This window comes from Dietzia sp. MNB45 (assembly GCF_051994785.1).
Classification (GTDB): Bacteria; Actinomycetota; Actinomycetes; order Mycobacteriales; family Mycobacteriaceae; genus Dietzia; species Dietzia kunjamensis.
This window is the reverse complement of the sequence record NZ_CP163397.1, coordinates 2198720-2221163: the sequence shown is the minus strand read 5'-3', so window position 1 is coordinate 2221163 and position 22444 is coordinate 2198720. Positions and strand designations below refer to the sequence as shown.

Sequence of the window (22444 nt, the reverse complement as noted above, 5' to 3'; positions counted from 1 at the left end):
GCCGGGTAGAGGGGTGCATCCCGTAGGGTCGGGCTACCGACGCCACCAGGAGGTCTCCCATGACAGATGTCACCGCGCGCGCGAACGAATTCTCCGAACGGCACGGATCCGGCGACCTGCTCGTTCTGCCGACAGTCTGGGACGTGTGGAGCGCCCGGGTCGCGGTGGACGCGGGGTTCGGCGGCCTCACCGTGGGTAGCCATCCCGTCGCCGACTCCCTCGGTAGCGCCGACGGCGAGAACATGGATTTCACCGAGTACCTCGGTGTGGTCAGACGGATCACCGACTCGGTCGACGTCCCCGTGAGTGTGGATGTGGAGTCCGGATACGGGCTGGAGCCGGGAGAGCTGATCAACCGGCTGATCGAGGTGGGTGCGGTCGGCGCCAACATCGAGGACGTGGTCCACGGTGAGGGCAAGCGCGTCCGTGAGCGGCAGGAGCACGCCGACTACATCGCCGGCGCCCGACGCGCGGCGGACGAGGCGGGGGTCCCGTTCGTCATCAACGGGCGTACGGACGCGGTCAAGCTCGGCACCGACGTGTTCGCGGACCCCCTGGAGGAGGCCGAGGCGCGCATCCGGCTGATGGAGGACGCCGGGGCGCGTTCGGTCTACCCGGTCGGGCTCTCGACCGCTGACCAGGTCGGGCGACTCGTGCAGGCGGTGACCATCCCGCTCAACGTCACCGCTCATCCGGTCAAGGGCAACGGCGCCGGTGACGCCTCCGCGCTGCGGGGCCTCGGGGTGCGACGGGTGTCGTTCGGCCCGCTGTGGCAGATGTGGCTCGCGGAGGTCTCGGCGAAACAGCTCGCCGAGTGGAGCCCTGTGAGCTGAGGCCTCACCGTGGCCGGGCGCTGGTCGACCGCCCCTCATCGCCGGACCTGGCGGACGGGAGCCACCCATGAACCCGCAGTATGACGACCTGACCATCGAGAGGGTGATCCGGGCATCGCGCCGGGCCGTCTGGGACGCCTGGACCACCCCGGCCGCGTTCGCGCAGTGGTGGATCCCCGATCCGTACCTCTGTCGGGTGGACCACTTCGCCCCGCACGCCGGCGGCGGCTTCATCACGTCGATGAGCGAGGACGGGTCGCACTTCTCGCCTCACATGGACGCCGCATTTCTGGTTGTCGACGAGTGCGAACGTCTGGTGTTCACCAATGCAGTGGACAGCACCCTGCGTCCGACGACTCCGGCACCGGTGGCCGTGACCGGAGAGGTGGCTCTGCTGGACCATCCGGACGGCACGACATACCGGATCACCGCGCGCCACGCGGACGAGGAGGGGCGCGCCACACATGACGAGCTCGGTTTGGTGGAGGGCTGGACCCTCGTCACGGGACAACTCGCGCGATTCGTGGAGTGAGGGGCCGACCACGCCTTGACGCCCCCGGGAATCGGCATACGATCGAGCGATGACGGTCGCGGACGGACCCGCATCGAGGGTGCGGGTCCACAACTTCTCGGTCTCGCTCGACGGGTTCGGAACCGGCGAGGGGCAGAGCCTCGAGGCGCCGTTCGGCCACGCCGACCACCGCCTCCTCGAGTGGGCCCTGCCCACGCGGACCTTCCAGGAGATGGGCTTCCACGACGCCCAGTCGCCCACGGTGGGCGTGGACGAGGCGTTCGCCAGCCGGTGGAACACCGGCGTGGGCGTGGAGATCATGGGCCGCAACAAGTTCGCCCCGTCGCGGGGGCCGTGGGACGAGCGGTGGCGCGGATGGTGGGGGGACGATCCGCCCTTCCACACCCCGGTGGTCGTGCTCACCCATCACCCGCGCCCGGTCCTCGAACTGGACGGCGGGAACAGCTTCCACTTCCTCGACGCCTCGCCCGCCGAGGCGCTGGACCACGCCCGCGGTCTGGCGGCGGGAGGCGACGTGAGGATCGGGGGCGGCACCACGACGATCCGGCAGTTCCTCGAGGCCGACCTCATCGATGAGATGCACGTCGCGGTGGTCCCGGTCCCCCTGGGCAGGGGCGAGCGGTTGTGGGACGGACTGGAGGGGCTCGAGGAGCGGTTCCACATCGAGGCCGCCGCGTCGCCCAGCGGCGTCATCCACCTGAGTTTCCGGCGCGACCTCTGACGGGGGCGTGGCGCAGGGTTCGCCGGGTGACGAACCGCCGCGGTGCGCCCGTGACGGGATCGGTGAACTCGAGTGCGCTGGCGAGCAACTGCAGCGGCAGGTGGGGGTCGTCGGGCGATTCGGGGAGTAGGTCGGGGTAACGCCGATCACCGAGGATGGGGATGCCCAGCGCCGCGAGGTGCACCCGCAGTTGATGCGGCCGGCCGGTGCGCGGCCGAAGGATCGTGTGCAGCACTTGTCGGCCGGTGACACCGGGCCCGGCCGCGAGCACGTCGATGAGGGTCTCGGAGTTCGTCGGGAGTGAGGGGTCGACCGTGACGCGCAGGTCGCCGCGCCGGGAGCGGATGTGGGCCCGGTGGATGATCGGCAGCGGGCGGCCCCCGATCGTCGGGCCGCGAGGGTCCCATCCCCGCGGCCGTGCCGATACCGCCTCGTAGACCTTGGCGACCTCGCGTCGTTCGAACATCGACTGGTACGCGCCGCGGGTGTCGGGGCGGGCGGAGAACATCACCAGGCCCGCCGTCTCGCGGTCCAGCCGGTGGATCGGTGTCAGGGCGTCGTTGCCGAGGCGGGTTCGCAGCCTCACGAGTGCGGTCTCCCGGAGGAACCTCCCCGACGGGGTGGTGGGGAGGAAGTGCGGTTTGTCGACGACGACGAGGTGGTCGTCGCGGTACAAGATCTCCTCCCGGTACGGCAGAACTGTCTCGTCCGGCAGGTCGCGGTGGTACCAGACGAACTCGTGGGTGCCCAGTGGGGTGTCGAGGGCGATCGCCCGGCCGTCGGCACCGACGATCTCCCCGTCCTCGATCCGCCGGTGCAGTTCGCCCGGGTCGACGTGGTCGAACCTGGACACGAGGAACCCGGGGATACCCGCCCAGGGGCCGGTGGTCGGTACGCGGAGCCGAGTGGGCCCGACTCCGTCCTTGACGGGCAGGGGCGGGGGCGTGGACACGCGGTCATCCTCCCACCCGCGTCGCCGTGGACGCGATCTCGTGCCGCCCCGCGACCGGTCCGCGCCGGCCTGCGCGCCGAATACAGTGGGAGAAACGATCCCGGCCATGTCCGATCGACGGCGAGAGCGGAGGACGTCCGACATGTCAGTGCACGGTCCCGCGCCCGCCCCGGGCGCCGCGCGTCCGGGGCTGACGCCGGTCATCGGCTGGGTCGGGGCGCCGGGGATCCACGTCATGAGTTGGAACATCCGTCGACCGGTCCCCGCCGCATTGACCCGTGCGGCCGACCGGTGGACCGCCCGGGCCCCGCGAGTGCGGGCGCTGCTGAGCGCCGAGCAGCCGACCGTGCTGTGCGCCCAGGAGGTGGTCGCCGAGCAGATCACGGACGTCCGCGACGGGCTCGGCCAGCGGTTCGACCACCTCGGTCGGGGTAGGGGAGCGAACGGCGGCGGCGAGGCCTGCCCGATCTTCTACGACACGACCAGGCTCGACCTGCTGGGGTGGGATCAGTCGGCGCTGTCGGACACCCCGGGCCGCCCCGGATCGATGTCCTGGGGCAACCTGTTCCCCCGGGTGCTCGTGTCGGCGCACTTCCGGGATCGCGACACCGGCCACGAGTTGCTGGTGGTCAACACCCACCTCGACCCACTGTCACGACGATCCCGCGTCCGTTCGGCCCGGGCGGTCCGCGATCTGGTGGCCGCGCGCGACGTACCGGCCGTCGTCGCGGGGGACCTCAACGCGGGCCCGTCCGATGCCGCGGTGCGAACCCTGCTCGCGGAGGGGGCACTGGTGGACAGCTGGGGCGCCGCGGAGAACCGGCGGACCGATCGGTGGGGCACGTACGCCGCTTACCGCGAGCCGCGCCGCGGTGGCACTCGGATCGACTGGATACTTGCCACATCACGGGTTAGGGTCTCCGACGCCGCGATCAACCCGCTGCGGTACGGCGGTGGTTGGCCGTCGGACCACCTGCCTGTGCAGGCCGTGGTCCGACCGGACCCCGGGCGGGACGAGCCGCGAGACCCGGGACGAGACCAGGAAGGGGCCGGTGCGACGTGATCGACAACTTCCTCCGGCCCGCCGAGACCGGGGCGCAGCGAGTCGCGGACGCCCTGCGCCTCCTCGGTGTCCTCAGCGTCCTGCTGGCGCTGCTGTTCCACGAGCTCACCGATGCGGCCATCGTGGCATTCACGCTGCCGGCGCTCATGTTTCCCAGGTTCATCGGGATGCGCGCGTGGGCCGACATCTCCGTCTCGACCGCCCTGCTCGTGGCGGCGTGGAGCAACGTCGTCGACCTGTACCGGGTCCTGTGGTGGTGGGACGTGCCCGTCCACGTCGTCCTCGCAGGCTGGATGGCGGTGGTGGCCTATCTGTTCCTGGCGCACCGGGGGATCGTGCGGTCGCCCGGCGCCCGCGGGTTCACCACCGCCGGGGGGATCGTGTTGACCACGGTGCTGGGGCTTGCGCTGGGCGCCCTGTGGGAGATGGTCGAGTGGTTCGGCTACGCCTTCCTCACCGACGACATCTACGTGACCTACGGGGACACCGTCGGCGACATGGCGGCAGGCGGACTGGGCGCCCTGGTCGCCGGCGTGCTCATGGCCCGTGGGCCTCAGCTACTGACGCCGACCGCCCTGCGGACGAGGGAGTCGTCCGAGACCACCTCGAGCAGGTAGGCCGGCCAGCACGACCTTCATCAGCAGCCGTAGCGGCAGCGGCAGCTGACTCCCGGAGTCACCGGCACCCAGGGAGGACTGCACCACGAGCCGTCGGGCCCCGGTGGTGGCCGTCAGCTTCACAGGTACCTCACCTCGTCGTCGTCTCCTCGGTCTCTTTGGTCTCCTCCGTCTCCGTCGTCGTCCCGGCGCGCACCAGCTCCGCCAGCAGCGGGAACAGCAGCACGGTGACCGCGCCCGCGGCCACCAGCACCGAGGAGATCCTGGCGGCCATGAGGCCGTTGTCCACGGCGACCTGAGTGACGGCGACGATGATCGGCAGGCCCGTCGCCGCGTAGAGGCCCACCCTGGCGCGCTCGCGCGTCGTGGTCAGGCCCGGGCTCGTGCGCAGGACGCGCTCGGACAGCCACACCCCGCCACCACGGATCACGAGCATGCTCGCCACCGCCGCCACCAGGATCCACGGCGCATCGGCGACCGCGGCCACGCTGATCGCCATCCCGGAGACCACGAAGAACACGGGGATGAACACGCTGTAACCGACGGTCTCCAGCTGGTGCGTGAGCACCTCGGCCAGGCCTCGGTCGGGGTCCTCGTCGCTCGCGCGGAGCTGGTCGGCGAGCACATCTACCAGCCGACGCAGGATGATGCCCGCAGCGAACGCACCCAGCACCACGTCCAACCCGAAGACCGTGGCCACGACCATCATCGCGGCCAGCAGCAGCAGGACGGTGCGCATCGCGAGCTGGCTCGTCGTGGAGGTACCGCGAACCAGTGCCCGACCCAGGCCGCGCACCCGGAGCAGCCGGGCCGGCACCACCAGGACGACCAGCGCGGCCGCGAAGAACAACCCCACCGCGACCAGGGAGGAGCCGATGCTGCGGGTGCCGAGCAGGACGGCCATCACCAGGACCGGCCCCAACTCTCCGATGGCGCCGTGCGTAAGGACGGCCCTGCCGACCGGGGTGGTGTCGTGGCCCGCTCCCTTGAGGATCGGCAACAGGGTGCCGACCGCCGTGGACGTGAGCAGCAACCCGATCGCCACCGCGGTCTCCCACCGCCCCGACACCAGCCACCCCACGCCCGCGGCCAGGACCATGCTCACCAGCCATGTCCCGGCGGCGCGTCGACCACCCCGGCCCGTCACCGATGACGCCTCCAGCTCGAACCCGGCCAGGAGGAACAGCATCCCCAGGCCCAGCTCGGCGAGCATCGCCACCCCGCCGCTCTCGACCGCCAGACCGAACCCGTTCGGACCGACCAGCATCCCGCCCACGAGGAGCACCACCACGCCGGGGACCAGCGACCGCGTCAGCGAGGACAGCAGCGGGGCGGCGAAGACGACCAGGACGACCCAGAACAGCGAGATCAGCTCGGTCGAGGAGGCTTCCGCGGCCAGCAGGGTCGTGGTCAACGCTCAGCCTTCCGCTCGACGGATGAGGGAGATCTTAGTCGAGTAGCCCCGGGTGCGGCGGTCAAGGGGGCCGGCGGCGGAGACGGCGTGCGAAGGTGGGGGCATGACCGACTCGCCGTGCACCCGCTCCGACGGCGACCCACGCGAATTGCCGGGATTCCGGCGCACCTACGCGCCCGGCCTCCTCACCCTGGGCCTGGGATTCCCGCTGCGGACCCGGGCCGACGGCGACGAGGTGGGCGACCCGGCCGTCCAGGCGCGGATCGCGCAGTCGGCCGAGGCCGGTGGCTTCGCCGCCCTCTACGCCCGTGACATCCCGCTGCGGGTACCGTCGTTCGGCGACGTCGGCCAGATCTACGACCCGTGGGTGTTCCTCACGCACATGGCCGCGCACACCTCGCGGATCGCGCTGGGCACCGCCGGCATCGTCCTGCCCGTCCGGCACCCGCTCCACGTCGCCAAATCCGCCACCAGCCTCGACCGGCTCTCCGGGGGGCGGTTCCTGCTGGGCCTGGCGTCGGGCGACAGGCCCGAGGAATTCCGGGCGTTCGGCCTCGAGCAGGGTGAGCGGGGCGAGCGGTTCCGTGGGAACCTGCGCGTGGTGACGCACGCGTGGACCACCGAGATGCGGGGGATCCGCTGGTCCGGTGGGTGGATGCACAGCGCGGACGTGGTGCCCAAGCCCAGCGCCGCGTCGGTGCCGACGATCATGGTCGGCTCGTGTCAGCAGAGCGTGGCGTACCTCGCCGCCCACGGCGACGGCTGGATGACCTACCCGCGGGACTTCGACGTCCAGCGGCGCACGGTCGAGCAGTGGCGGGAGATGGTGGTCGCCGCGGCCGGGGGAGCCGGGAGCGACGGCGCCGCGGCCGGGGGAGCCGGGAGCGACGGCGGTGGTGGGAACGAGAGCGGTGGGAACGACGACGAGGTGTTCAAACCCTTCGCACAGTCGCTCCGCATCGACCTGGCGGAGAACCCCGACGAGACCGCCTCCCCGATCGACTTCGGTTTCCGGATCGGTCGTCGGCGACTGGTCGACCACCTGGAGGACCTGCGGGGGATCGGTGTCAACCACGTACAGCTGGGGCTGGGGGCCTGCCGCCGACCCGTCCTCGAGGTGATCGCCGAGTTGGCCGAGTACGTCGTGCCCCGTTTCCCCGCGCTCGACTGAACGGGATCCCCGGCCCGGGTCTGCCACACTCGGGAGATCACTGCGCCGCCCGCCGCCCCGGGGGCGGTCGTGCCCGTCGACGAGGGAGGCCCTGTGGGGATCTCGATCCTGTGGTTCCGACGTGATCTGCGACTGACCGATCACCCCGCACTCCTCGAGGCCGTCGCCTCCGGGGACGAGGTCCTGCCGGTCTTCGTCCGGGACCCCGCGCTGCTGCGGCGGGCCGGTGTACGGGCGGGGCGGTTGGCGGCCTCCCTCGCCGCGCTCTCGGGGGACACGGGCGGTGCACTGGTCGTGCGGACCGGAGACCCCGCCGAGGTGATCGCGGGGCTCGCCCGCGAGGTCGGCGCCGGCCGCGTCCACATCAGCCGGGAATCCACCCCCTACGGACGATGTCGCGACGACCGCGTACGCGCCGCACTCGACGCCGACGGTCGCGAACTGGTGACCACCGGGTCTCCCTACGCCGTCGGTCCGGGCCGGGTCCTGAGCGGCAGCGGGGAGCCGTACAAGGTCTTCACACCGTTCTCCCGCGCCTGGCACGAGCACGGGTGGCCCCCGCCCGGCGAGCGGCCCGACCACATCCCGTGGACCACCGCGTCCGGGGAGGGCCCACCTCAGATCCCGGCACGAGCGGGCGGGACCGCCGCAGCGGGGGAGGCCGCGGCTCTCACCCGGTGGCGGGAGTTCCTCCACGACGATCTCCAGGCATACGACGAGCAGCGGGACCGACCGGACCTCGACACCACCAGTCGGTTGTCCGCGTACCTGAAGTACGGCGAGATCCACCCGCGCACGATCCTGGCCGAACTCGCCGACCACCCGGCCGCGGGCGGGGAGGGAGCCCGCCGCTTCGTCACCGAACTCGCATGGCGTGAGTTCTACGCCGACGTCCTGTGGCACCGGCCACGATCCGCGTGGCGCGACCTGCGCGACCCGCTCGCGGGCATGCCCTACGACCACGGCCCCGGGGTGGAGGACCTCGTCGAGGCGTGGCGACAGGGCCGGACCGGGTACCCGTTCGTCGACGCAGGGATGCGGCAACTCCTCACCGAGGGGTGGATGCACAACCGGGTGCGGATGGTCACGGCCAGTTTCCTCGTCAAGGACCTCCACGTGTGGTGGCCGGTCGGGGCGCGGCACTTCCTCGACCACCTCGACGACGGCGATCTCGCCTCCAACAACCACGGGTGGCAGTGGGTGGCCGGCACGGGAACCGACGCCTCCCCGTACTTCCGGGTGTTCAACCCGGTGACCCAGGGGCGGAAGTTCGACCCCGACGGGGAGTACGTCCGGCGATGGGTGCCCGAACTCGCTCACCTGTCCGGGGCCGCCGCCCACGAGCCGTGGCGCGCCCCGGGCGGCTACGACGGCGGCTACCCGTCGCCGATCGTCGACCACGCCGAGGAACGCCGCGAGGCCCTACGTCGGTACGACCTGGCCAGGGACGCTGATCGCTGACCGGGCCGTGGGGCCGCCGGCCGTCACGGCCGATCCGGGCCCTGCCCGATCCTCGGCCTGCGGGAGGGTCCGAGGGCGCCGACCGCGGCGAGTGCCTAGGCTGGCCCCATGACCTCCGGCACCGACACCCCCCGCTCCGAGAACCCGACCACCGGCCGTGAGGCCGACATCAAGCCCCGAAGCCGCGACGTCACCGACGGCCTGGAGAAGACGGCCGCCCGCGGGATGCTGCGCGCCGTGGGGATGGGCGACGACGACTGGGTCAAGCCGCAGATCGGCGTCGCGTCGTCGTGGAACGAGATCACCCCGTGCAACCTCTCGCTCGACCGGCTGGCCAAGGCGGTCAAGGAGGGCACCCACGCAGGCGGCGGCTATCCGCTGGAGTTCGGGACGATCTCGGTCTCCGACGGGATCTCGATGGGACACGAGGGCATGCACTTCTCGCTGGTGTCCCGCGAGGTGATCGCCGACAGTGTCGAGACGGTGATGAGCGCCGAGCGGCTGGACGGCTCGGTCCTGCTCGCCGGGTGCGACAAGTCGCTGCCGGGCATGCTCATGGCCGCCGCCCGCCTCGACCTGGCGAGCGTCTTCCTCTACGCGGGATCGACGCTGCCGGGCTTCGCGAAGCTCTCCGACGGGACCGAGAAGCAGGTCACGATCATCGACGCGTTCGAGGCCGTCGGGGCCTGTTCGCGAGGCCTGATGAGCCGCGAGGACGTCGACACCATCGAGCGCGCGATCTGCCCGGGCGAGGGCGCCTGCGGCGGCATGTACACCGCCAACACCATGGCCAGCGCGGCCGAGGCGCTGGGCATGTCGCTGCCCGGGAGCGCGTCGCCGCCGGCCCCGGACCGTCGGCGTGACGACTACGCCAAGGCCAGCGGTGAGGCAGTGGTGGAACTCCTGCGCAAGGGCATCACCGCGCGCGACATCATGACCAAGGAGGCGTTCGAGAACGCGATCGCCGTGGTCATGGCCTTCGGCGGGTCCACCAACGCGGTGCTGCACCTGCTCGCGATCGCCAGCGAGGCCGAGGTCGAGCTCACCCTCGATGACTTCGCCCGCATCGGCGCCAAGGTCCCGCATCTGGCGGACGTCAAGCCGTTCGGCGCCCACGTCATGACCGACGTGGACAAGATCGGTGGCGTCCCCGTGGTCATGCGGGCCCTGCTCGACGCCGGTCTGCTCCACGGAGACTGCCTCACCGTCACCGGCCACACCGTCGCCGAGAACCTCGCCGACATCGCCCCGCCGGACCCGGACGGCAAGGTGCTGCGCGCCATGGGGGAGCCCATCCATCCGACCGGCGGCATCACCATTCTCCACGGATCGCTCGCCCCGGAGGGAGCCGTGGTCAAGTCCGCCGGCTTCGACTCCGACGTCTTCGAGGGCACCGCCCGGGTCTTCGAGCGGGAGCGCGCCGCGATGGACGCACTCGAGGACGGGACCATCACCGCGGGCGACGTGGTGGTGATCCGATACGAGGGCCCCAAGGGTGGCCCCGGCATGCGCGAGATGCTTGCCATCACCGGAGCGATCAAGGGCGCGGGTCTGGGCAAGGACGTGCTGCTGATGACCGACGGCCGGTTCTCCGGCGGAACCACAGGGTTGTGTGTGGGCCACGTCGCCCCGGAGGCCGTAGATGGTGGCCCGATCTCATTCGTCCGCGACGGTGACCGGATCCGACTCGACGTCTCGCAGGGCACCCTGGAGCTGCTCGTGGACGAGTCGGAGCTGCACGCCAGGCGCGAGGGCTGGGAGCCGCTCCCGCCGCGTTACACCCGCGGTGTCCTGGCCAAGTACTCCAAGTTGGTGCAGTCGGCGTCCACCGGGGCGATCTGCCGCTGACCGGGACGGCGTCGACGGGGGCGGTGCGGACCGTCGACGCCCGCGGGGGCGGTCTCGGGTGGGCCGAGGTCGTCCCCCGCGGGGGTCAGGCCTCCTCGCCGGCCCGGGGGTCGGGCTGGTGGAGACCGAACACATTGCCCTCGGTGTCGAGGAAATACCCCTGCCACGCCATGCCGGGGAGGGCGTGCTTCTCCAGGGCCACCTCGCCCCCGGCGGCCAGGATCCTGCCGGCGGTGACGTCGAAGTCCTCGCACCCCACAGTGAGCACGGCGCCCCGGACGGGGGAGCCGGGCTCCGGCGCGTCCCCCGGCCGGGCCATGATGGCCCCGTTGATGCCGGGGGCGTCCTCGGGTCCGGTGGTCACCCCGAAGTAGGGGCTCCCGGCGTACTCGCTCCAGTCCTCGAACGTCCAGCCCAGCGCGTCTCCGTAGAACGTGCAGGCCCGGGCCGGGTCGGAGGCGTGGATCTCGAAATGGACCGGTCGGGACATGGCGGTCTCCTCATCGGGTCGCGGGACCCCAGGATATCGCCGCGCGGAACCGTCCGGCAGTACTCAGTCCAGAACCGTGCCGTCATCGAGATGGGACAGCGACCCGCCCTCGGGGCGCTCGCCGGTGGCCAGGTACACGACCCGGTTGGCGATGCTCACGGTGTGGTCGCCGAAACGCTCGTAGTAACGGGCGAGTAGGGCCAGGTCCACGGCCGCCACCGAACCGTGCGGCCAGTCCTCGGCGGAGATCTGCTTCATGAGGTCCGCGTGGAGGCGGTCGACGGCGTCGTCCTCGGCGTCCAGGGTGCGGGCCCTGTCCGCGTCCTTCTCGACGAGCAGGGCGGTGAGCTCGCGGGCCATCCGACCGTCGTGCTGCGACAGTTCCCGGATGAGCGGGACGAGCGGGGCGGGCACCACGGACTGCGGGTGGCGCCGTCGGGCGACCCGGGCGATGTGGCCGGCCAGCGCGGCCATGCGGGTGAAGTGCTCGACGATGTAGATCCCCGAGACCACCTGACGTAGATCGCCGGCCACCGGGGACTCGAGCAGGAGGAGCTCGAACGCATGCTGCTCACTGGCCTCACGGAGATCCTCCAGTTCCGCGGCGCCGTCGATCACCTCGATGGCGGCGAGTTCGTCGCCGTCGAGCAGTGCCGCGGTGGCGCGGTCGAGCAGGCGGATGTTGGTCTCGCAGAAGCGAACCAGCTGGTCCGAGAATTCATCGAGCTTGGAATGGAAGACAGTGCGCATGACACGACTGTAGTGCCGGTGCGGTAACGGACGGCTTCCGTTCTCCCACTGTTCACCGCGCCGCCCTCCGGAAAGGGGGACCCGGCCCGGGAATGAATAGACAGAACGGTCCCCGACCAGGGTCGCCAGCGGCTGGGAGCGCCTGACCCGGGTCGTCATCCCCGCGGTCCGGCCGGCGATCCTGGGCGGCATCCGCCTCGCGCTCGGGACGGCCTGGATCGTGTTGGTGCCCGCGGAGATGCTCGGCGTGCGGTCCGGCCTGGGTTATCAGATCCTCAACGCCCGCGACCAGTTGGCCTACGACCAGGTCATGGCGGTGATCCTCGTGATCGGCATCCTCGGATTCGCGCTGGATGGGCTGTCACGGCTGGTTCTGCGCGACCGCGCCGCGCGCTGACGCTCGCGGCTGGCCCCGGCGGTCGGTGGTCGCGCAGCGCGCGGATCAGTTCGTCGTTCCTCGTGACCGACCGGCCCTGTGCTGCGGTCTAGGCCCTGCGCAGCTCGGAACGCAGGTGGTGGGTGAGGGGCTGGCCGACCGCTGCCATGGCGAACGTGGTGGTGATCCGGTCGTCGACGGTCTCGTAGCGACGGTGCGTGGTGTCGACCTGCTTGGCGCTCGCACTGTTGTGCACGCGTGAGTGGAACTCCAGCACCAGGGCGTCCGCCTCGGCGACGAGCGTTCCCTCGCAGAGTTCGGTCTGCCCGGTGGGTTGGGACAGGACGAACTCGGCCGTACCGTCACCCGGGACCCGGAGGTATCCGGTCTCGGTGTGCATGGGGGATCCGGTGGGGCTCCACGTGCGCTGCACGTAGTGCAGGAAGGGCTTGCCCACGTCGGTGAACGTGATCTCCTCGGTGTAGGTGAAGTCGTCGATCGTCGGGTACGAACCGGCCCCCTCGCCTCGCCAGGTGCCCAGCAGGGCGGCGACGGGGGTCAGGTTGGCGGCGGGCGTCGAGGCGGGATCCATGGCGCGAGACTAGGCCATCGGTGACGCCGGCCGCGCGGGGTCAGCCATCCCAGACCGGTTCGCCGTGCTCGTCGAGCCGCAGGCCCTCGCTCGGGCGGTGCTCGGTGATCTTTCCGGTGTGCATCAGGTGCCCCACGGGCAGACCGTGGACCGTGGCGACGACGTCGGCGACGATCCGACGATGGCAGCGCCACCACACCGACTCCGAGCACATGACCGCGACCTGTCGCGATCGGGCGTCGGCCACGACCCGATCCAGGGCGGCGCGGAATGCAGGGTCCCGGGTCCAGGCGCTGTAGGCGCGGAACGCCTCGACCCGCCACCAGGTGTCGGGGGAGGCCCGGCGCCGGTCGGCGGTGAGGCTGCGGCGGCCGCCGAGGTCCTCTTCCCAGCGGTAGTCGATCCCCGCCTCGCCGACGATCTCGGGCACCGCGCCCTTGGCAGCGGCGGAGTTCGCGCGGCTCCCGGGAAAGCGCCGGATGTCCACGAGGAGTTCGACGCCGGCGCCGGTGAGCAACCGTGCCAGCTCGTCGCGATCCAACCTGCCGTGCCCCACCGTGTACAGCATCAGTGGCCGGTGTCCTCTCCCGTCCCGGTTCGCGTCGCCCCACCGTGGTCTCCGCGCGCGTCTACCGCGTCCGTGCCGGTCTCCGCGTGGGACCCGGCGTCGGACTCGGCGTGTGACCCGGAGCGCCGTCGCGGGATCAGGTGCATGATCGCCACGACCACCGCGCCCACCGCCAGTCCGAATACCAGTGCGCACACCGTGTCGACGAGCCAGGCGAGTACCGCGCCGACGCCCGCGACGCCCGCCGCGGGCTCGGTCAGGACGTGCACGAGGTGGTACGGCCCCGTCACGCCGAGTTCGTCGAGCCCGACGAGGAGGATGTGGCCACCGACCCACAGCATGGCCAGCATGCCGACGAAGGAGATCACCTCGAGCACCGTCGGCATGGCCTTGACCAGGCCGTGGCCGAACCGCTGCACACCCGGGGACTCCCTCCCCGCCAGGTGGAGGCCGACGTCGTCCATCTTCACGATCACCGCGACGACGCCGTAGACGAGCGCGGTGATGCCCAGCCCCACGACGACCAGGATGATCGCCCGGGACCAGAAGGACTCGGACGCGACCTCGTTGAGGGAGATCACCATGATCTCGGCGCTGAGGATGAAGTCGGTGGTCACGGCGCCGCGGACCATCTTCGCCTCGGCGTCCGGGCCCCGGTCCACCACGGGGGCGGCCTCCTCGTGGTGTCCGGAGACCCGCTCCCAGACCTTCTCCGCCCCCTCGAAGCAGAGGTAGAGCCCGCCCAGCATGAGGATCGGGGTGAGGATCCACGGCACGAACTGGCTGAGCAGGAGTGCGAAGACGATGATGATCGCCTTGTTGCCCAGTGACCCGATGGCGATCTTGCGGATCATGGGCAGTTCGCGGGACGGGTCGACGTCGCGGACGTACTGGGGGGTCACGGCGGTGTCGTCGACCACCACGCCGGCGGCCTTCACGCCGGCGCGGCCTGCGGCGGCGGCGACGTCGTCGGTACTGGCCGCTGCCATGCGCGCGAGCACCGCGACGTCATCGAGCAGGGCGGCGAGTCCACCGGCCATCACAGACCTCACTTCTCAACGGGCGGGGGGAACCCGCGGACGACAGGGCCGACCCCGGAGGGTCGGGTCGTCACAGGGTAGCGCCGCGTCACTCGACCGCGTCGAGGACCCAGCGCAGTGAGGAGACACCGGCGCGTCCCAATGTCTGTCCGAGTCCGCTGGATCCGAGCGGCCCGTCGGGGAGTTCGAGCATCGTCCGGGCCCACCCGGGCAGCGCCGCGACGGCTCCCTCCCGCAGCAGCGCGTACGCGGGCCTGTCGGCCAGCCCCATCGGTGGCCCGTCGAGCAGGAAGTGGCGCGCGTCGAGCGCGGCGGGCGAGGCCTCGAGCTCCGGCCGGTACTCCTCCAACGCCGCGTCGAGGTCGCGCACGGTGAGGGGCACCTCCCCGGCGCCCATCATGAGCCCGGTCCTCGAGGCCTGTCGTACGTAGTCGTCTCGTTCGGCCGGCGTCAGCGGGTCGCGCCCGTAGAGACGGTGGCATTCGAGGAAGCTCCAGATCTCGGCGACGTGGACCCAACGCAGCAGGTGGGGGTCGCGGGCGTCGTACGGGCGCCCCCGGTAGTCGGTGCCCACGACCGCGCGGTGCGCACCGTTGATCGCCCGGATGAGCCGGGAGGCGTCGGTGACCGTGCCGAAGGTCGTGGTCGCGATGAACTGCGAGGTGCGCTGGAGGCGCCCCCACGGGTCGCCCCGGTAGTCGCTGTGGTCGGCCACCCCGGCCATGGCAAGCGGGTGCAGGGATTGCAGGAGGAGTGCGGTGAGTCCGCCGGCGAACATGGAGGCGTCTCCGTTGACGCGGCAGATGGCGTCGTCGGGGGAGTTCCAGCGTTCGCCCTCGGAGTGCCAGATCTGCTGGCGTCTCGCGTCGGCGTCGTCACCCGCCACCCGGGAACGGACCACTAGGCCCACCCTGCGGCGGGCGCCGGTCAGGGCGCGGGACGCGGTCGTCGTCACCGTTGCCATGGTGGACACCCCCATCACGTGACGTGGTCGTCCGTGTCACCATACCCCTGGTACGGACGGGCCGCGCGGTATCGTCGCGACTGATGACCACGACGTCGACGTCCCTGTCCGGCCGCTCCCGTGTGCGCGGGGTGGCGGGCGTCGCCGCGGTCCTGGCCACGCTGGTCGCCATCAATCTCACCGCCAACCTGGCGGGTCTGCCCTTCCGCGAGTGGATCGTGCCGCTGGCCGTTCTCGTGCTGGTCGTGGTCGCCAAGGCGCGGTGGATGCGGTGGTCGGACCTGGGGCTGGCGGCGCGGCACATGCCCCGCGGGCTGGCGTACGGTCTCGCGGCGACGGTGCTGGTGGCGGCCGTGGTCACGGCCGGGTGCCTGATCCCGGCGACGAGCCCGTTCTTCCTGTCCGAGCGCTACTCGGACCTGCGCATGGCGGTGTTCTCGGCGCTCGTGCTGATCCCCCTGATGACGGTCCTGCCCGAGGAGCTCGCGTTCCGCGGGGTCCTGCAGGGGGCGCTCGAGCGGACCTTCGGCACCACGGGCGTGTTCGTGATCGGGTCATCGGCGTTCGGACTGTGGCACGTCACGTCGTCTCTCGGGCTCACGGCCGGCAACGCCGGCCTCGCACAGGTCTTCGGTACCGGTCTGGCGGGTCAGCTCGCGGGGATCGGCCTGGCGGTGACCGCGACCTCGGTGGCCGGGGCCGGGTTCATCTGGATCCGTCGCCGCAGCAGCAGCCTCCTGGCCCCGATCGGGTTGCACTGGGCGTTCAACGCCGTCGGGGCGCTCGCCGCAGCGCTCACGTGGCGCGCACTGGCCGGCTGATCACCGCCCACGTCGCCGCGACGACCAGGACGGCGCACGCCCCCATCACGACGAGCAGCGGGATCGCCGAGTGCGGTCCGGCGAGTCCGGTGAGCGGGGAGACCACGGCGGCGAGTCCGAACTGGGCGGCGCCGAGGAGCGCCGATCCGGAGCCCGAGCGGCCCCGGGTGGCCTGCAAGGACAGTGCCGCGGCGTTGGGCAGGACCAACCCGACGGACAGGGTGAGCAGGACGAACCCCACGGTGACCGGTGTCAACCCCAGGGTGCCGGCGGGGGAGAGGGCGACGACGACGACGAGGTGGACGATCGCCGTCACCATGCCCACCACGCCGGTGCGCATGATCTTCTCCGGGGCGAACCGGCCGATCAGCCGGGCGCCCGCGAGGTTCGAGACCAGGATCCCCAGCGCGTTGACGGTGAACGCCACCGAGTACGCGGTGGGGGACAGGCCCACCATGTCCTGGTAGATGAACGGGCTGGCGGAGATGTAGGCGAACAGGACGCCGAAGGTGAACACGAACACCGACACGCGCGCGATGAACGGGCCATGGGTGGCGACGCCCCGCATGTCCGACACGGTGGACAGCACGCCCCCGGTACGGCGGGACGCGGCCGGGAGCGACTCCGGCACGGCGACGAGGACCCCGACGACCGTGATGGCGGACAGGCCGGCCAGTAGCCAGAACACGCTCCGCCAGCCGCCGAACGGCACGACCGCGCCGCCGATGAGCGGTGCGATGACCGGGGCGACGGACTGGATCGCCATGAGGGTGGCGAACGCCTTGGCCACGCCCGCACCGCGCCCGACGTCCACCACGACGGCCTTGCTCAGGACGATCCCGGCCGCACCGGCGAAGCCCTGCGCGACGCGTCCGAGCCCCAGGATCCAGATGGACGGGGCCAGCGCGCACACCACTGCCGCGAGTGCGGTGCCCACCGAGCCCAGGACGAGCAGCGTCCGCCGCCCCACCCGGTCGGAGAGGGGCCCGATCACGAGCTGCCCCGCCGCCAGCGAGACCATGAACGCCGTGAGGGTGAGCTGGGCGGTGGAGGCCGTGATCCGGAACTCCTCGACGATCAGCGGCAGCGCGGGCAAATAGGTGTCGGTCGCGAACGGCCCGATCGCCCCGGTGAGCGCGAGTGCGAGGAGCATCGTGGCGGGCACCGACGCGGTGGGTGTGGGTGTGGGGATCGGCGGCGCGGTGGGCGGTGCGGTGGGTGGGCGGGTGGGTGGTGTGGGGGGCGCGGCGGAGGGTCGTCGGCCGGCAGACCTCATTCACGCACCCCCGCGGCCTCGGCGGCACTGTCCGCCAGGCCGACCCCGGTGCCCTCGAAGATGTGGAAGGCCACGTCGGCTCCCCGAGCGATGAGTTCGTCCCTCTCGTCGTCGTACTGGGCGACCACCGCGACGGTGCCCTCGAAATCCCGCGTGTCCACCTGCTCGAGGGCGATGAGGTTCGAGCCGTGGAACGGCATGGCCAGCACGATGATGTCCACCTTCTCGTCGTTCACACAGCGGTCCCAGAAGTCGTCGTCGGTCGCGTCGGCCTCGATCACGTGCACATCCTGGTCGCGGAGCCTGGCGACCTTCACGGGGTCGTTCTCCACCCCGACGACCGTCAGACCGTACTCCTCGGTCAGACGGTCCCGCACCGCGCGGCCCACCCGGCCCACCCCCAGGACCAGCACCCGGGCGTGACCGATGTCGAGCGGGGCGTCCTCCGGGTGGGTGCGCTCGTCCCGCAGGGTGGGTACGAGCGAGGACAACCGCGCCACGAGCCGCGTCCCGCGGTGGTTGACCAGTGTCGAGATCACGAAGCTCGCGGCGACCGCGACCGACACCACCACGAGCCAGTCCTGCTCGACGAGACCCGCATCGACCCCGGTCGCGGTGACGATGAGCCCGAACTCCGAGAAGTTGGCCAGCGCGAGGCCCGCCAGGATCGAGGTCCGTTTGCGCAGCCCGAACGCTGCCAGCACGAGGGTGAACACGGCGGCCTCCAGGGGGAGCAACACCACGAGCAGGAGGCCCAGCAACAGGGTCTCCGGGGTGGGCGTGACGTGGAGGCCGATCGAGACGAAGAAACCCACGAGCAGGAGTTCACGCAGACCGAAGAGGGTCCGGGACAACTCGGCGGCACGCGGGTGCGAGGCGAGGAGGACTCCCACCACCATCGCCCCGAAGTCACCCTTGATGCCGACGCTCTCGAACAACCAGTACCCCGGCACCAGCGCCATGGTGATCCCGAACAACGCTTGCAGTTCGCCGTGACCCAGCCTGCTCCAGGCCCGGCGGACGAGCCACACCGCGGGGAGCAACAGTGGCAACGCCAACGCCCACGGGCTCGGCGGGGCGCCCGTCATCGCCGTGAGGAACGCGACCGCCACCACGTCCTGCAGGACGAGGATGCCGATCGCGACCCGACCGTAGAGGGTGTGGGAGTCGGACCGCACGTCGAGCACCTGGACGACGAAGACGGTGCTGGAGAACGACAGCGCGAAGCCCAGCAGGGCCACCACCTGCCAGTCCGCCCCGGCCAGCAACCGCACCCCGATGATGGACAGCATCCCCAGGAAGCCGGCGGTCACTCCCGCGACCGCCAGGAGGTTGGCGGCCGTCGTGGCCAGGACCTCACGGCGCAGGAGCATCCGCACGTCGAGTTTGAGCCCGATGGTGAAGAGCAGGATCGTCACGCCGAGGTCGGCGAGCGAGTCCACCACGGGCAGGGCCTCGATGCCGGGCGCGTGGAGGATGAACCCCGAGGCCAGATAGCCGATGAGGGTGGGCAGGCGCATCATCCGGGCGACGAACCCGCACCCGAACACCACGACGAGGTAGATCGCAACGGTCTCCACCGGTGCTACTCGCCCGGCGCGGTGGTCGTCACCGCACCTCGACGACCGGCCGACCGTCCAGGAACGCGATCGTGCCGTTCTCGAACGCCGAGATCCACCCGCCGTCGGTCGTCGTCTCGTCCGAGACGGGGAAGCCCAGCTCACCGGCGGGGCCGCCCGCCTCGCGATAGGCGGCGAGGATCTCGCCCTGGACCACGAACGCGTTCCCGGACGGTGTGAGCACGATCGCCCCCCGCTCGAAGTCGGTGACCGAGCCGCCCTCCACAGCCGTCGGCGGCCCCGTCACCCGGCCGAGATCGCCCTGCTCGCCGCCGAGCTCGTTCCAGCGGTCCGCAACGGCCACCGGGATGTCGACGCCCGAGTCCGCGGGCCCCGGGACGGGGGTCGACCTCGTCGTCGTCGCCGTCTCCGTCGTGGACACCGGTGCGGCGGACTCACCGGCACCGCCACCGTCGTCGGCGGAGCAGGCGACCAGGCCGGTACCGAGGGCGACGGCGAGAGCGAGGGGGGCGAGGACACGCGTGATCCTGTCCATGCCGGTGATCCTAGCCGCCCGCCCACCGGGCCCACCCCGCCCACCGCCGCCGCCGATGCCGAACCGTGATGCCCGAGTCCTTTCCGGGGGCGCCGGGCGGGGTGGACACTGGGAGCGGGCGACCCGTCCGACCGGGCGAGCCCCGAGAGGAGGCCGCGATGGCCGTGATGACCACGTGTCTGTGGTTCGCCACCCAGGCGGAGGAGGCCGCCGAGTTCTACTGCTCGGTGTTCCCCGACTCGCGCGTGGTCGCCGTGGACACCAGCCCCGTCGACACCCCGGGACCGAGGGCGGGGGACGTGCTCACCGTGGAGTTCGAGCTCGACGGGCGGCCCTTCATCGCGCTCAACGGAGGCTCGGACCCCGAGTACACCGACGCGATCTCCCTGGAGATCCGGTGCGCCGACCAGGCGGAGATCGACCACTACTGGAACGGCCTGCTCGCGGGAGGGGGCCGTGAGGTGCAGTGCGGGTGGCTGATCGACCGCTTCGGAGTGCGGTGGCAGGTCGCGCCGCAGTCCCTCTACGATCTGTGGCGCGGCGAGGACCGGGAGGCGGCGGCGCGCGCGTTCGCGGTGATGATGGACATGGTGAAGCTGGACGTGTCGGCCCTCGAGGCGGCGGCTGCGGGCACCGACGCCTGACTCGGACTCCCGCCCGTCGGCCCTACCGAATCCGCTATTCGCATTCCGGATCCGCTACTCGATATGGAGTAGCGGATCCGGAAAACGAGTAGCGGATCTGCGGGAACGCGGGAACGAGGGCGGGTCAGAGGCCCGGGCGCTTGCCGATCGTCAGCGTGACCTCGCCGGTGTGGGCGGAGCAATCACCCGGAGCAGGGGACCGCCGACACCCCCTCTGACCGGCCACGGAGCACTCAGCCCAACGAGGACGAGCTGGTCGCGGGCACGACGCGGGCACGAGCGGAGTCGAGGGCACCGGCTACCGCGTCCAGGTCGTCGGGAAACAGGTCGGCGTACGTGTCCAGCGTCATTGCGGCCGAGGCGTGTCCGAGCATGGTCTGGACCGCCTTGACGTTCGCCCCGGCCGAGATCGACAGCGACGCGGCCGTGTGGCGCAGGTCGTGCGGCGAGATCGCCGGGAACGTCGGGTCGGCCTCCTGGCACCGGGCGACTGCTGGCTTGAACACCCGGGGTCGCCAGAGCGACACCCGCAGGTGGCTGAACTCGCTGGTGGAGCGGGCGAACACCAGGTCATCCCTGCTCCGGCCCACCATCTGTGCGGCCAACTCCTCCGCCAGAAACGCCGGGAATGGCACCGACCGCTTCTCGCGGGTCTTCGGGGTGGACCAGGTGCGTCGGCCCTCGACCTCCGTGACCGACCGCGACACCTGGACGCGACGGCGCAACATGTCGAAGTCGGACACCCGAAGGGCGGCCATCTCCCCCCAGCGCAGGCCGGTGTACGCCAGGAACCGGACCACGGTGGCGTCCCGCCCGCACTCCACGGCAAGTGCCTCAACCTGTTGGTGGGTCAGGTAGCCCCGGGCGGCGTGCTCACGTCGGGGAGCCCGGACACCTGCCGCCGGGTTGCTGGCGAGCGACCGGTCCTCGACGGCGATGGCGAGGCATCCGCGCAGCACGTCCAGGGCGGTCTCGATGGTCGCCGGACCGACTTCCGCCGCTTGCATCTCCGTGACCCACGTGCGGACCATCGACGGCCGGATCTTGCCGACCTCCCGGGCTCCCCACTTGGGCTCGACGTGGGTCGACCAGGAGAACCGGTGCTTCGACCTGGTGGTCTCCTTCAGGTCGGCCTGGGTGTCGACGTACACGTCCCACAACGCCCCCACGGTCACCTTCCCGGCCTGGGGGTCTACCCACTCACCCCGGGCGATCTTCACCTGCAGGTCGGCGAGCGCCAGGGTGGCCTCTCGCTTGGTCCGGTACCCGCGCTTCTTCCGCTGCTTGTTGTCCTCGTCGCGGTACCGCACCATCCACAGCCGACCCTTGGTGGTCGTGTACGACTCAACGCTTCCGCCGCTCATCTCTGGGCCTCCTGCCGCAATTCGGCCACGAGTTCCTTGGTCACGTTCCCCAGGGCGTTGACTCCCTCGACGCCTCGTTCTTGGGCTCGGGCGGTGCGTTCGTCGGAGATCGAGCGCCCCCACAGGCGCAGGCTGAGGGCCGCGAGCTGGACCAGGTCCACGCCCAGGTTCTTCGCGGTGCGTTGGTCCAGGCTCGTTGCGAGGTCGACTAACTGCCACACCTGCTGGATGTCGTTCGGGTCGATGCCCAGTTCCTGCCCCATCTGCTCCCGGTCGGCGTAGCCCACCGACCGAACCCAGTCGGTCTCGGTCCACTCGGACTCGTGGCTGGAGAAGTCCGGCGCGAAGTCGGCGGGAGCAAAGGCAACGGGACCGCCCCGGAAGACCCTCTCGGTGGCCTCCCCGCTGACTCGGAGGGCGTCGGTCAGGTGCAGGTACCCGTCGTGGGCGACGAGGTCTCCGAGAGTCACTTCGGTATCAGTGACCCGAGCCAGCACCAGGGCTAGTTCGATCAGGGTCGCAACGGTTGGCACCCGGGTGCCCTTCTCCAGGCCCGCGACCCGTTGAACCGTCCACCGGACGCCGACGCCGCGTGAGGCGGAGGACATCTCCTCCATCGTGACTCCGTGGGCGGTGCGGATCCGTTTGGCGTTCGCTCCGACCACCCGACCGAGGTCTTGGGTGCTCTCCATGTTGCTCTCCTTGTAGTCCGGGGGGCGCTTCGGATTCAATTCTACATCGTTCGACGTAGAAGCGCAGGCCAAAGGGTTGACTCGCGTTAAAGCTTCTGGTTGGGTGGTCACCGACGCGCTTCTACTACGAGCGTCGAGTA

23 protein-coding genes and 1 pseudogene are annotated in these 22444 nt (G+C 71.2%); 11 read left to right on the top strand and 13 right to left on the bottom strand.

The window, feature by feature from the left end:
• The first annotated feature begins 59 nt into the window (after positions 1 to 59).
• From AB5G72_RS10635 to AB5G72_RS10625, 3 genes are all read left to right on the top strand, one after another.
• Positions 60 to 833: an isocitrate lyase/PEP mutase family protein gene (locus tag AB5G72_RS10635; protein ID WP_440219844.1), complete on the top strand. Its 774-nt coding sequence runs from the start codon at positions 60 to 62 to the stop codon at positions 831 to 833.
• Positions 834 to 900: 67 nt separating this feature from the next.
• Positions 901 to 1365, top strand: coding sequence for an SRPBCC domain-containing protein (locus AB5G72_RS10630; protein WP_206472477.1), 465 nt, complete (start codon positions 901 to 903; stop codon positions 1363 to 1365).
• Between the two features lie 49 nt (positions 1366 to 1414).
• Positions 1415 to 2086, top strand: coding sequence for a dihydrofolate reductase family protein (locus AB5G72_RS10625; protein ID WP_440219843.1), 672 nt, complete (start codon positions 1415 to 1417; stop codon positions 2084 to 2086).
• On the opposite strand, the gene AB5G72_RS10620 is transcribed toward AB5G72_RS10625, so the two are convergent.
• Positions 2055 to 3038 carry a pseudouridine synthase gene (locus tag AB5G72_RS10620; protein ID WP_440219842.1) on the bottom strand — a complete coding sequence of 328 codons (984 nt, stop codon included), beginning with the start codon at positions 3036 to 3038 and terminating at the stop codon, positions 2055 to 2057. The two genes, AB5G72_RS10625 and AB5G72_RS10620, sit on opposite strands and share 32 nt — an antisense overlap.
• Before the next feature lie 142 nt (positions 3039 to 3180).
• Between AB5G72_RS10620 and AB5G72_RS10615 the strand changes: the two genes are divergently transcribed.
• Together AB5G72_RS10615 and AB5G72_RS10610 are read left to right on the top strand one after the other, a co-directional pair.
• Positions 3181 to 4101, top strand: a complete 921-nt coding sequence (locus AB5G72_RS10615; RefSeq protein ID WP_440219841.1) for an endonuclease/exonuclease/phosphatase family protein — start codon at positions 3181 to 3183, stop codon at positions 4099 to 4101.
• On the top strand, positions 4098 to 4718 hold the full coding sequence (locus tag AB5G72_RS10610; protein ID WP_413957271.1) for a hypothetical protein: 621 nt from the start codon (positions 4098 to 4100) through the stop codon (positions 4716 to 4718). Before AB5G72_RS10615 ends, AB5G72_RS10610 begins: the two co-directional genes overlap by 4 nt.
• 130 nt (positions 4719 to 4848) lie before the next feature.
• Here the strand turns inward: AB5G72_RS10610 and AB5G72_RS10605 are convergent, their stop codons facing one another.
• Positions 4849 to 6132, bottom strand: coding sequence for a cation:proton antiporter (locus tag AB5G72_RS10605; protein ID WP_440219840.1), 1284 nt, complete (start codon positions 6130 to 6132; stop codon positions 4849 to 4851).
• 103 nt (positions 6133 to 6235) lie between these two features.
• Here AB5G72_RS10605 and AB5G72_RS10600 point away from each other — a divergent pair, with 103 nt between their 5' ends.
• The 3 genes from AB5G72_RS10600 to ilvD all read left to right on the top strand — a co-directional run bounded on the left by AB5G72_RS10600 (position 6236) and on the right by ilvD (position 10612).
• Positions 6236 to 7303, top strand: a complete 1068-nt coding sequence (locus AB5G72_RS10600) for an LLM class oxidoreductase (RefSeq protein ID WP_206472469.1) — start codon at positions 6236 to 6238, stop codon at positions 7301 to 7303.
• Between the two features lie 99 nt (positions 7304 to 7402).
• The gene (locus AB5G72_RS10595; protein ID WP_440221490.1) at positions 7403 to 8764 is read left to right on the top strand and encodes a cryptochrome/photolyase family protein; all 1362 of its coding nucleotides are present in this window, start codon (positions 7403 to 7405) and stop codon (positions 8762 to 8764) included.
• A gap of 108 nt (positions 8765 to 8872) precedes the next feature.
• The gene (gene ilvD, locus AB5G72_RS10590) at positions 8873 to 10612 is read left to right on the top strand and encodes a dihydroxy-acid dehydratase (RefSeq protein ID WP_440219839.1); all 1740 of its coding nucleotides are present in this window, start codon (positions 8873 to 8875) and stop codon (positions 10610 to 10612) included.
• 85 nt (positions 10613 to 10697) lie between these two features.
• Here ilvD and AB5G72_RS10585 read toward each other — a convergent pair whose 3' ends face one another.
• Positions 10698 to 11102, bottom strand: a complete 405-nt coding sequence (locus AB5G72_RS10585; RefSeq protein ID WP_132063417.1) for a VOC family protein — start codon at positions 11100 to 11102, stop codon at positions 10698 to 10700.
• Positions 11103 to 11165: 63 nt separating this feature from the next.
• Positions 11166 to 11852: a phosphate signaling complex PhoU family protein gene (locus AB5G72_RS10580; protein ID WP_067718518.1), complete on the bottom strand. Its 687-nt coding sequence runs from the start codon at positions 11850 to 11852 to the stop codon at positions 11166 to 11168.
• Between the two features lie 124 nt (positions 11853 to 11976).
• Here AB5G72_RS10580 and AB5G72_RS10575 point away from each other — a divergent pair.
• A pseudogene (locus AB5G72_RS10575) lies at positions 11977 to 12249 on the top strand (ABC transporter permease); the annotation flags it as partial.
• A gap of 88 nt (positions 12250 to 12337) precedes the next feature.
• Here AB5G72_RS10575 and AB5G72_RS10570 read toward each other — a convergent pair.
• The 4 genes from AB5G72_RS10570 to AB5G72_RS10555 all read right to left on the bottom strand — a co-directional run bounded on the left by AB5G72_RS10570 (position 12338) and on the right by AB5G72_RS10555 (position 15392).
• Entirely contained in the window at positions 12338 to 12820 is a 483-nt protein-coding gene (locus AB5G72_RS10570; RefSeq protein WP_440219838.1) for an FABP family protein, read from the bottom strand.
• Between the two features lie 40 nt (positions 12821 to 12860).
• The gene (locus AB5G72_RS10565) at positions 12861 to 13388 is read right to left on the bottom strand and encodes a DUF488 domain-containing protein (protein WP_440219837.1); all 528 of its coding nucleotides are present in this window, start codon (positions 13386 to 13388) and stop codon (positions 12861 to 12863) included.
• On the bottom strand, positions 13388 to 14428 hold the full coding sequence (locus AB5G72_RS10560; RefSeq protein WP_440219836.1) for a DUF808 domain-containing protein: 1041 nt from the start codon (positions 14426 to 14428) through the stop codon (positions 13388 to 13390). The genes AB5G72_RS10565 and AB5G72_RS10560 overlap by 1 nt, the downstream gene beginning before the upstream one ends.
• A gap of 88 nt (positions 14429 to 14516) precedes the next feature.
• A complete protein-coding gene (locus tag AB5G72_RS10555) occupies positions 14517 to 15392 on the bottom strand; it encodes an oxygenase MpaB family protein (RefSeq protein WP_440221489.1) in 876 nt (291 codons plus the stop codon).
• An 83-nt stretch (positions 15393 to 15475) separates the two neighbouring features.
• Here AB5G72_RS10555 and AB5G72_RS10550 point away from each other — a divergent pair, with 83 nt between their 5' ends.
• Positions 15476 to 16213 carry a CPBP family intramembrane glutamic endopeptidase gene (locus AB5G72_RS10550; RefSeq protein ID WP_067718502.1) on the top strand — a complete coding sequence of 246 codons (738 nt, stop codon included), beginning with the start codon at positions 15476 to 15478 and terminating at the stop codon, positions 16211 to 16213.
• Here AB5G72_RS10550 and AB5G72_RS10545 read toward each other — a convergent pair.
• The 3 genes from AB5G72_RS10545 to AB5G72_RS10535 form a co-directional block, all read right to left on the bottom strand.
• Entirely contained in the window at positions 16188 to 17378 is a 1191-nt protein-coding gene (locus tag AB5G72_RS10545) for a multidrug effflux MFS transporter (protein ID WP_440219835.1), read from the bottom strand. The genes AB5G72_RS10550 and AB5G72_RS10545 overlap by 26 nt on opposite strands.
• Positions 17379 to 17485: 107 nt before the next feature.
• Positions 17486 to 19069: a cation:proton antiporter domain-containing protein gene (locus AB5G72_RS10540; protein WP_440219834.1), complete on the bottom strand. Its 1584-nt coding sequence runs from the start codon at positions 19067 to 19069 to the stop codon at positions 17486 to 17488.
• A 28-nt stretch (positions 19070 to 19097) separates the two neighbouring features.
• Positions 19098 to 19604, bottom strand: coding sequence for an LGFP repeat-containing protein (locus AB5G72_RS10535; RefSeq protein WP_120283680.1), 507 nt, complete (start codon positions 19602 to 19604; stop codon positions 19098 to 19100).
• Positions 19605 to 19762: 158 nt separating this feature from the next.
• On the opposite strand from AB5G72_RS10535, the gene AB5G72_RS10530 reads away from it, so the two are divergent.
• Entirely contained in the window at positions 19763 to 20248 is a 486-nt protein-coding gene (locus tag AB5G72_RS10530) for a VOC family protein (RefSeq protein WP_268092263.1), read from the top strand.
• Between the two features lie 233 nt (positions 20249 to 20481).
• Here AB5G72_RS10530 and AB5G72_RS10525 read toward each other — a convergent pair whose 3' ends face one another.
• Together AB5G72_RS10525 and AB5G72_RS10520 are read right to left on the bottom strand one after the other, a co-directional pair.
• Positions 20482 to 21612, bottom strand: coding sequence for a tyrosine-type recombinase/integrase (locus AB5G72_RS10525; RefSeq protein ID WP_440219833.1), 1131 nt, complete (start codon positions 21610 to 21612; stop codon positions 20482 to 20484).
• The gene (locus AB5G72_RS10520) at positions 21609 to 22304 is read right to left on the bottom strand and encodes a helix-turn-helix domain-containing protein (protein WP_440219832.1); all 696 of its coding nucleotides are present in this window, start codon (positions 22302 to 22304) and stop codon (positions 21609 to 21611) included. Before AB5G72_RS10520 ends, AB5G72_RS10525 begins: the two co-directional genes overlap by 4 nt.
• Positions 22305 to 22444 lie beyond the last annotated feature (140 nt).

What these genes read in the sequence shown, in the direction of transcription:
- AB5G72_RS10635 (WP_440219844.1), top strand. Translation starts at nt 60, where the DNA reads ATGACAGATGTCACCGCGCGCGCGAACGAATTCTCCGAACGGCACGGA.
- AB5G72_RS10630 (WP_206472477.1), top strand. Translation starts at nt 901, where the DNA reads ATGAACCCGCAGTATGACGACCTGACCATCGAGAGGGTGATCCGGGCA.
- AB5G72_RS10625 (WP_440219843.1), top strand. Translation starts at nt 1,415, where the DNA reads ATGACGGTCGCGGACGGACCCGCATCGAGGGTGCGGGTCCACAACTTC.
- AB5G72_RS10615 (WP_440219841.1), top strand. Translation starts at nt 3,181, where the DNA reads ATGTCAGTGCACGGTCCCGCGCCCGCCCCGGGCGCCGCGCGTCCGGGG.
- AB5G72_RS10600 (WP_206472469.1), top strand. Translation starts at nt 6,236, where the DNA reads ATGACCGACTCGCCGTGCACCCGCTCCGACGGCGACCCACGCGAATTG.
- ilvD (WP_440219839.1), top strand. Translation starts at nt 8,873, where the DNA reads ATGACCTCCGGCACCGACACCCCCCGCTCCGAGAACCCGACCACCGGC.
- AB5G72_RS10585 (WP_132063417.1), bottom strand. Translation starts at nt 11,102, where the DNA reads ATGTCCCGACCGGTCCATTTCGAGATCCACGCCTCCGACCCGGCCCGG.
- AB5G72_RS10580 (WP_067718518.1), bottom strand. Translation starts at nt 11,852, where the DNA reads ATGCGCACTGTCTTCCATTCCAAGCTCGATGAATTCTCGGACCAGCTG.
- AB5G72_RS10570 (WP_440219838.1), bottom strand. Translation starts at nt 12,820, where the DNA reads ATGGATCCCGCCTCGACGCCCGCCGCCAACCTGACCCCCGTCGCCGCC.
- AB5G72_RS10565 (WP_440219837.1), bottom strand. Translation starts at nt 13,388, where the DNA reads ATGCTGTACACGGTGGGGCACGGCAGGTTGGATCGCGACGAGCTGGCA.
- AB5G72_RS10560 (WP_440219836.1), bottom strand. Translation starts at nt 14,428, where the DNA reads ATGGCCGGTGGACTCGCCGCCCTGCTCGATGACGTCGCGGTGCTCGCG.
- AB5G72_RS10555 (WP_440221489.1), bottom strand. Translation starts at nt 15,392, where the DNA reads ATGGCAACGGTGACGACGACCGCGTCCCGCGCCCTGACCGGCGCCCGC.
- AB5G72_RS10550 (WP_067718502.1), top strand. Translation starts at nt 15,476, where the DNA reads ATGACCACGACGTCGACGTCCCTGTCCGGCCGCTCCCGTGTGCGCGGG.
- AB5G72_RS10535 (WP_120283680.1), bottom strand. Translation starts at nt 19,604, where the DNA reads ATGGACAGGATCACGCGTGTCCTCGCCCCCCTCGCTCTCGCCGTCGCC.
- AB5G72_RS10530 (WP_268092263.1), top strand. Translation starts at nt 19,763, where the DNA reads ATGGCCGTGATGACCACGTGTCTGTGGTTCGCCACCCAGGCGGAGGAG.
- AB5G72_RS10525 (WP_440219833.1), bottom strand. Translation starts at nt 21,612, where the DNA reads ATGAGCGGCGGAAGCGTTGAGTCGTACACGACCACCAAGGGTCGGCTG.
- AB5G72_RS10520 (WP_440219832.1), bottom strand. Translation starts at nt 22,304, where the DNA reads ATGGAGAGCACCCAAGACCTCGGTCGGGTGGTCGGAGCGAACGCCAAA.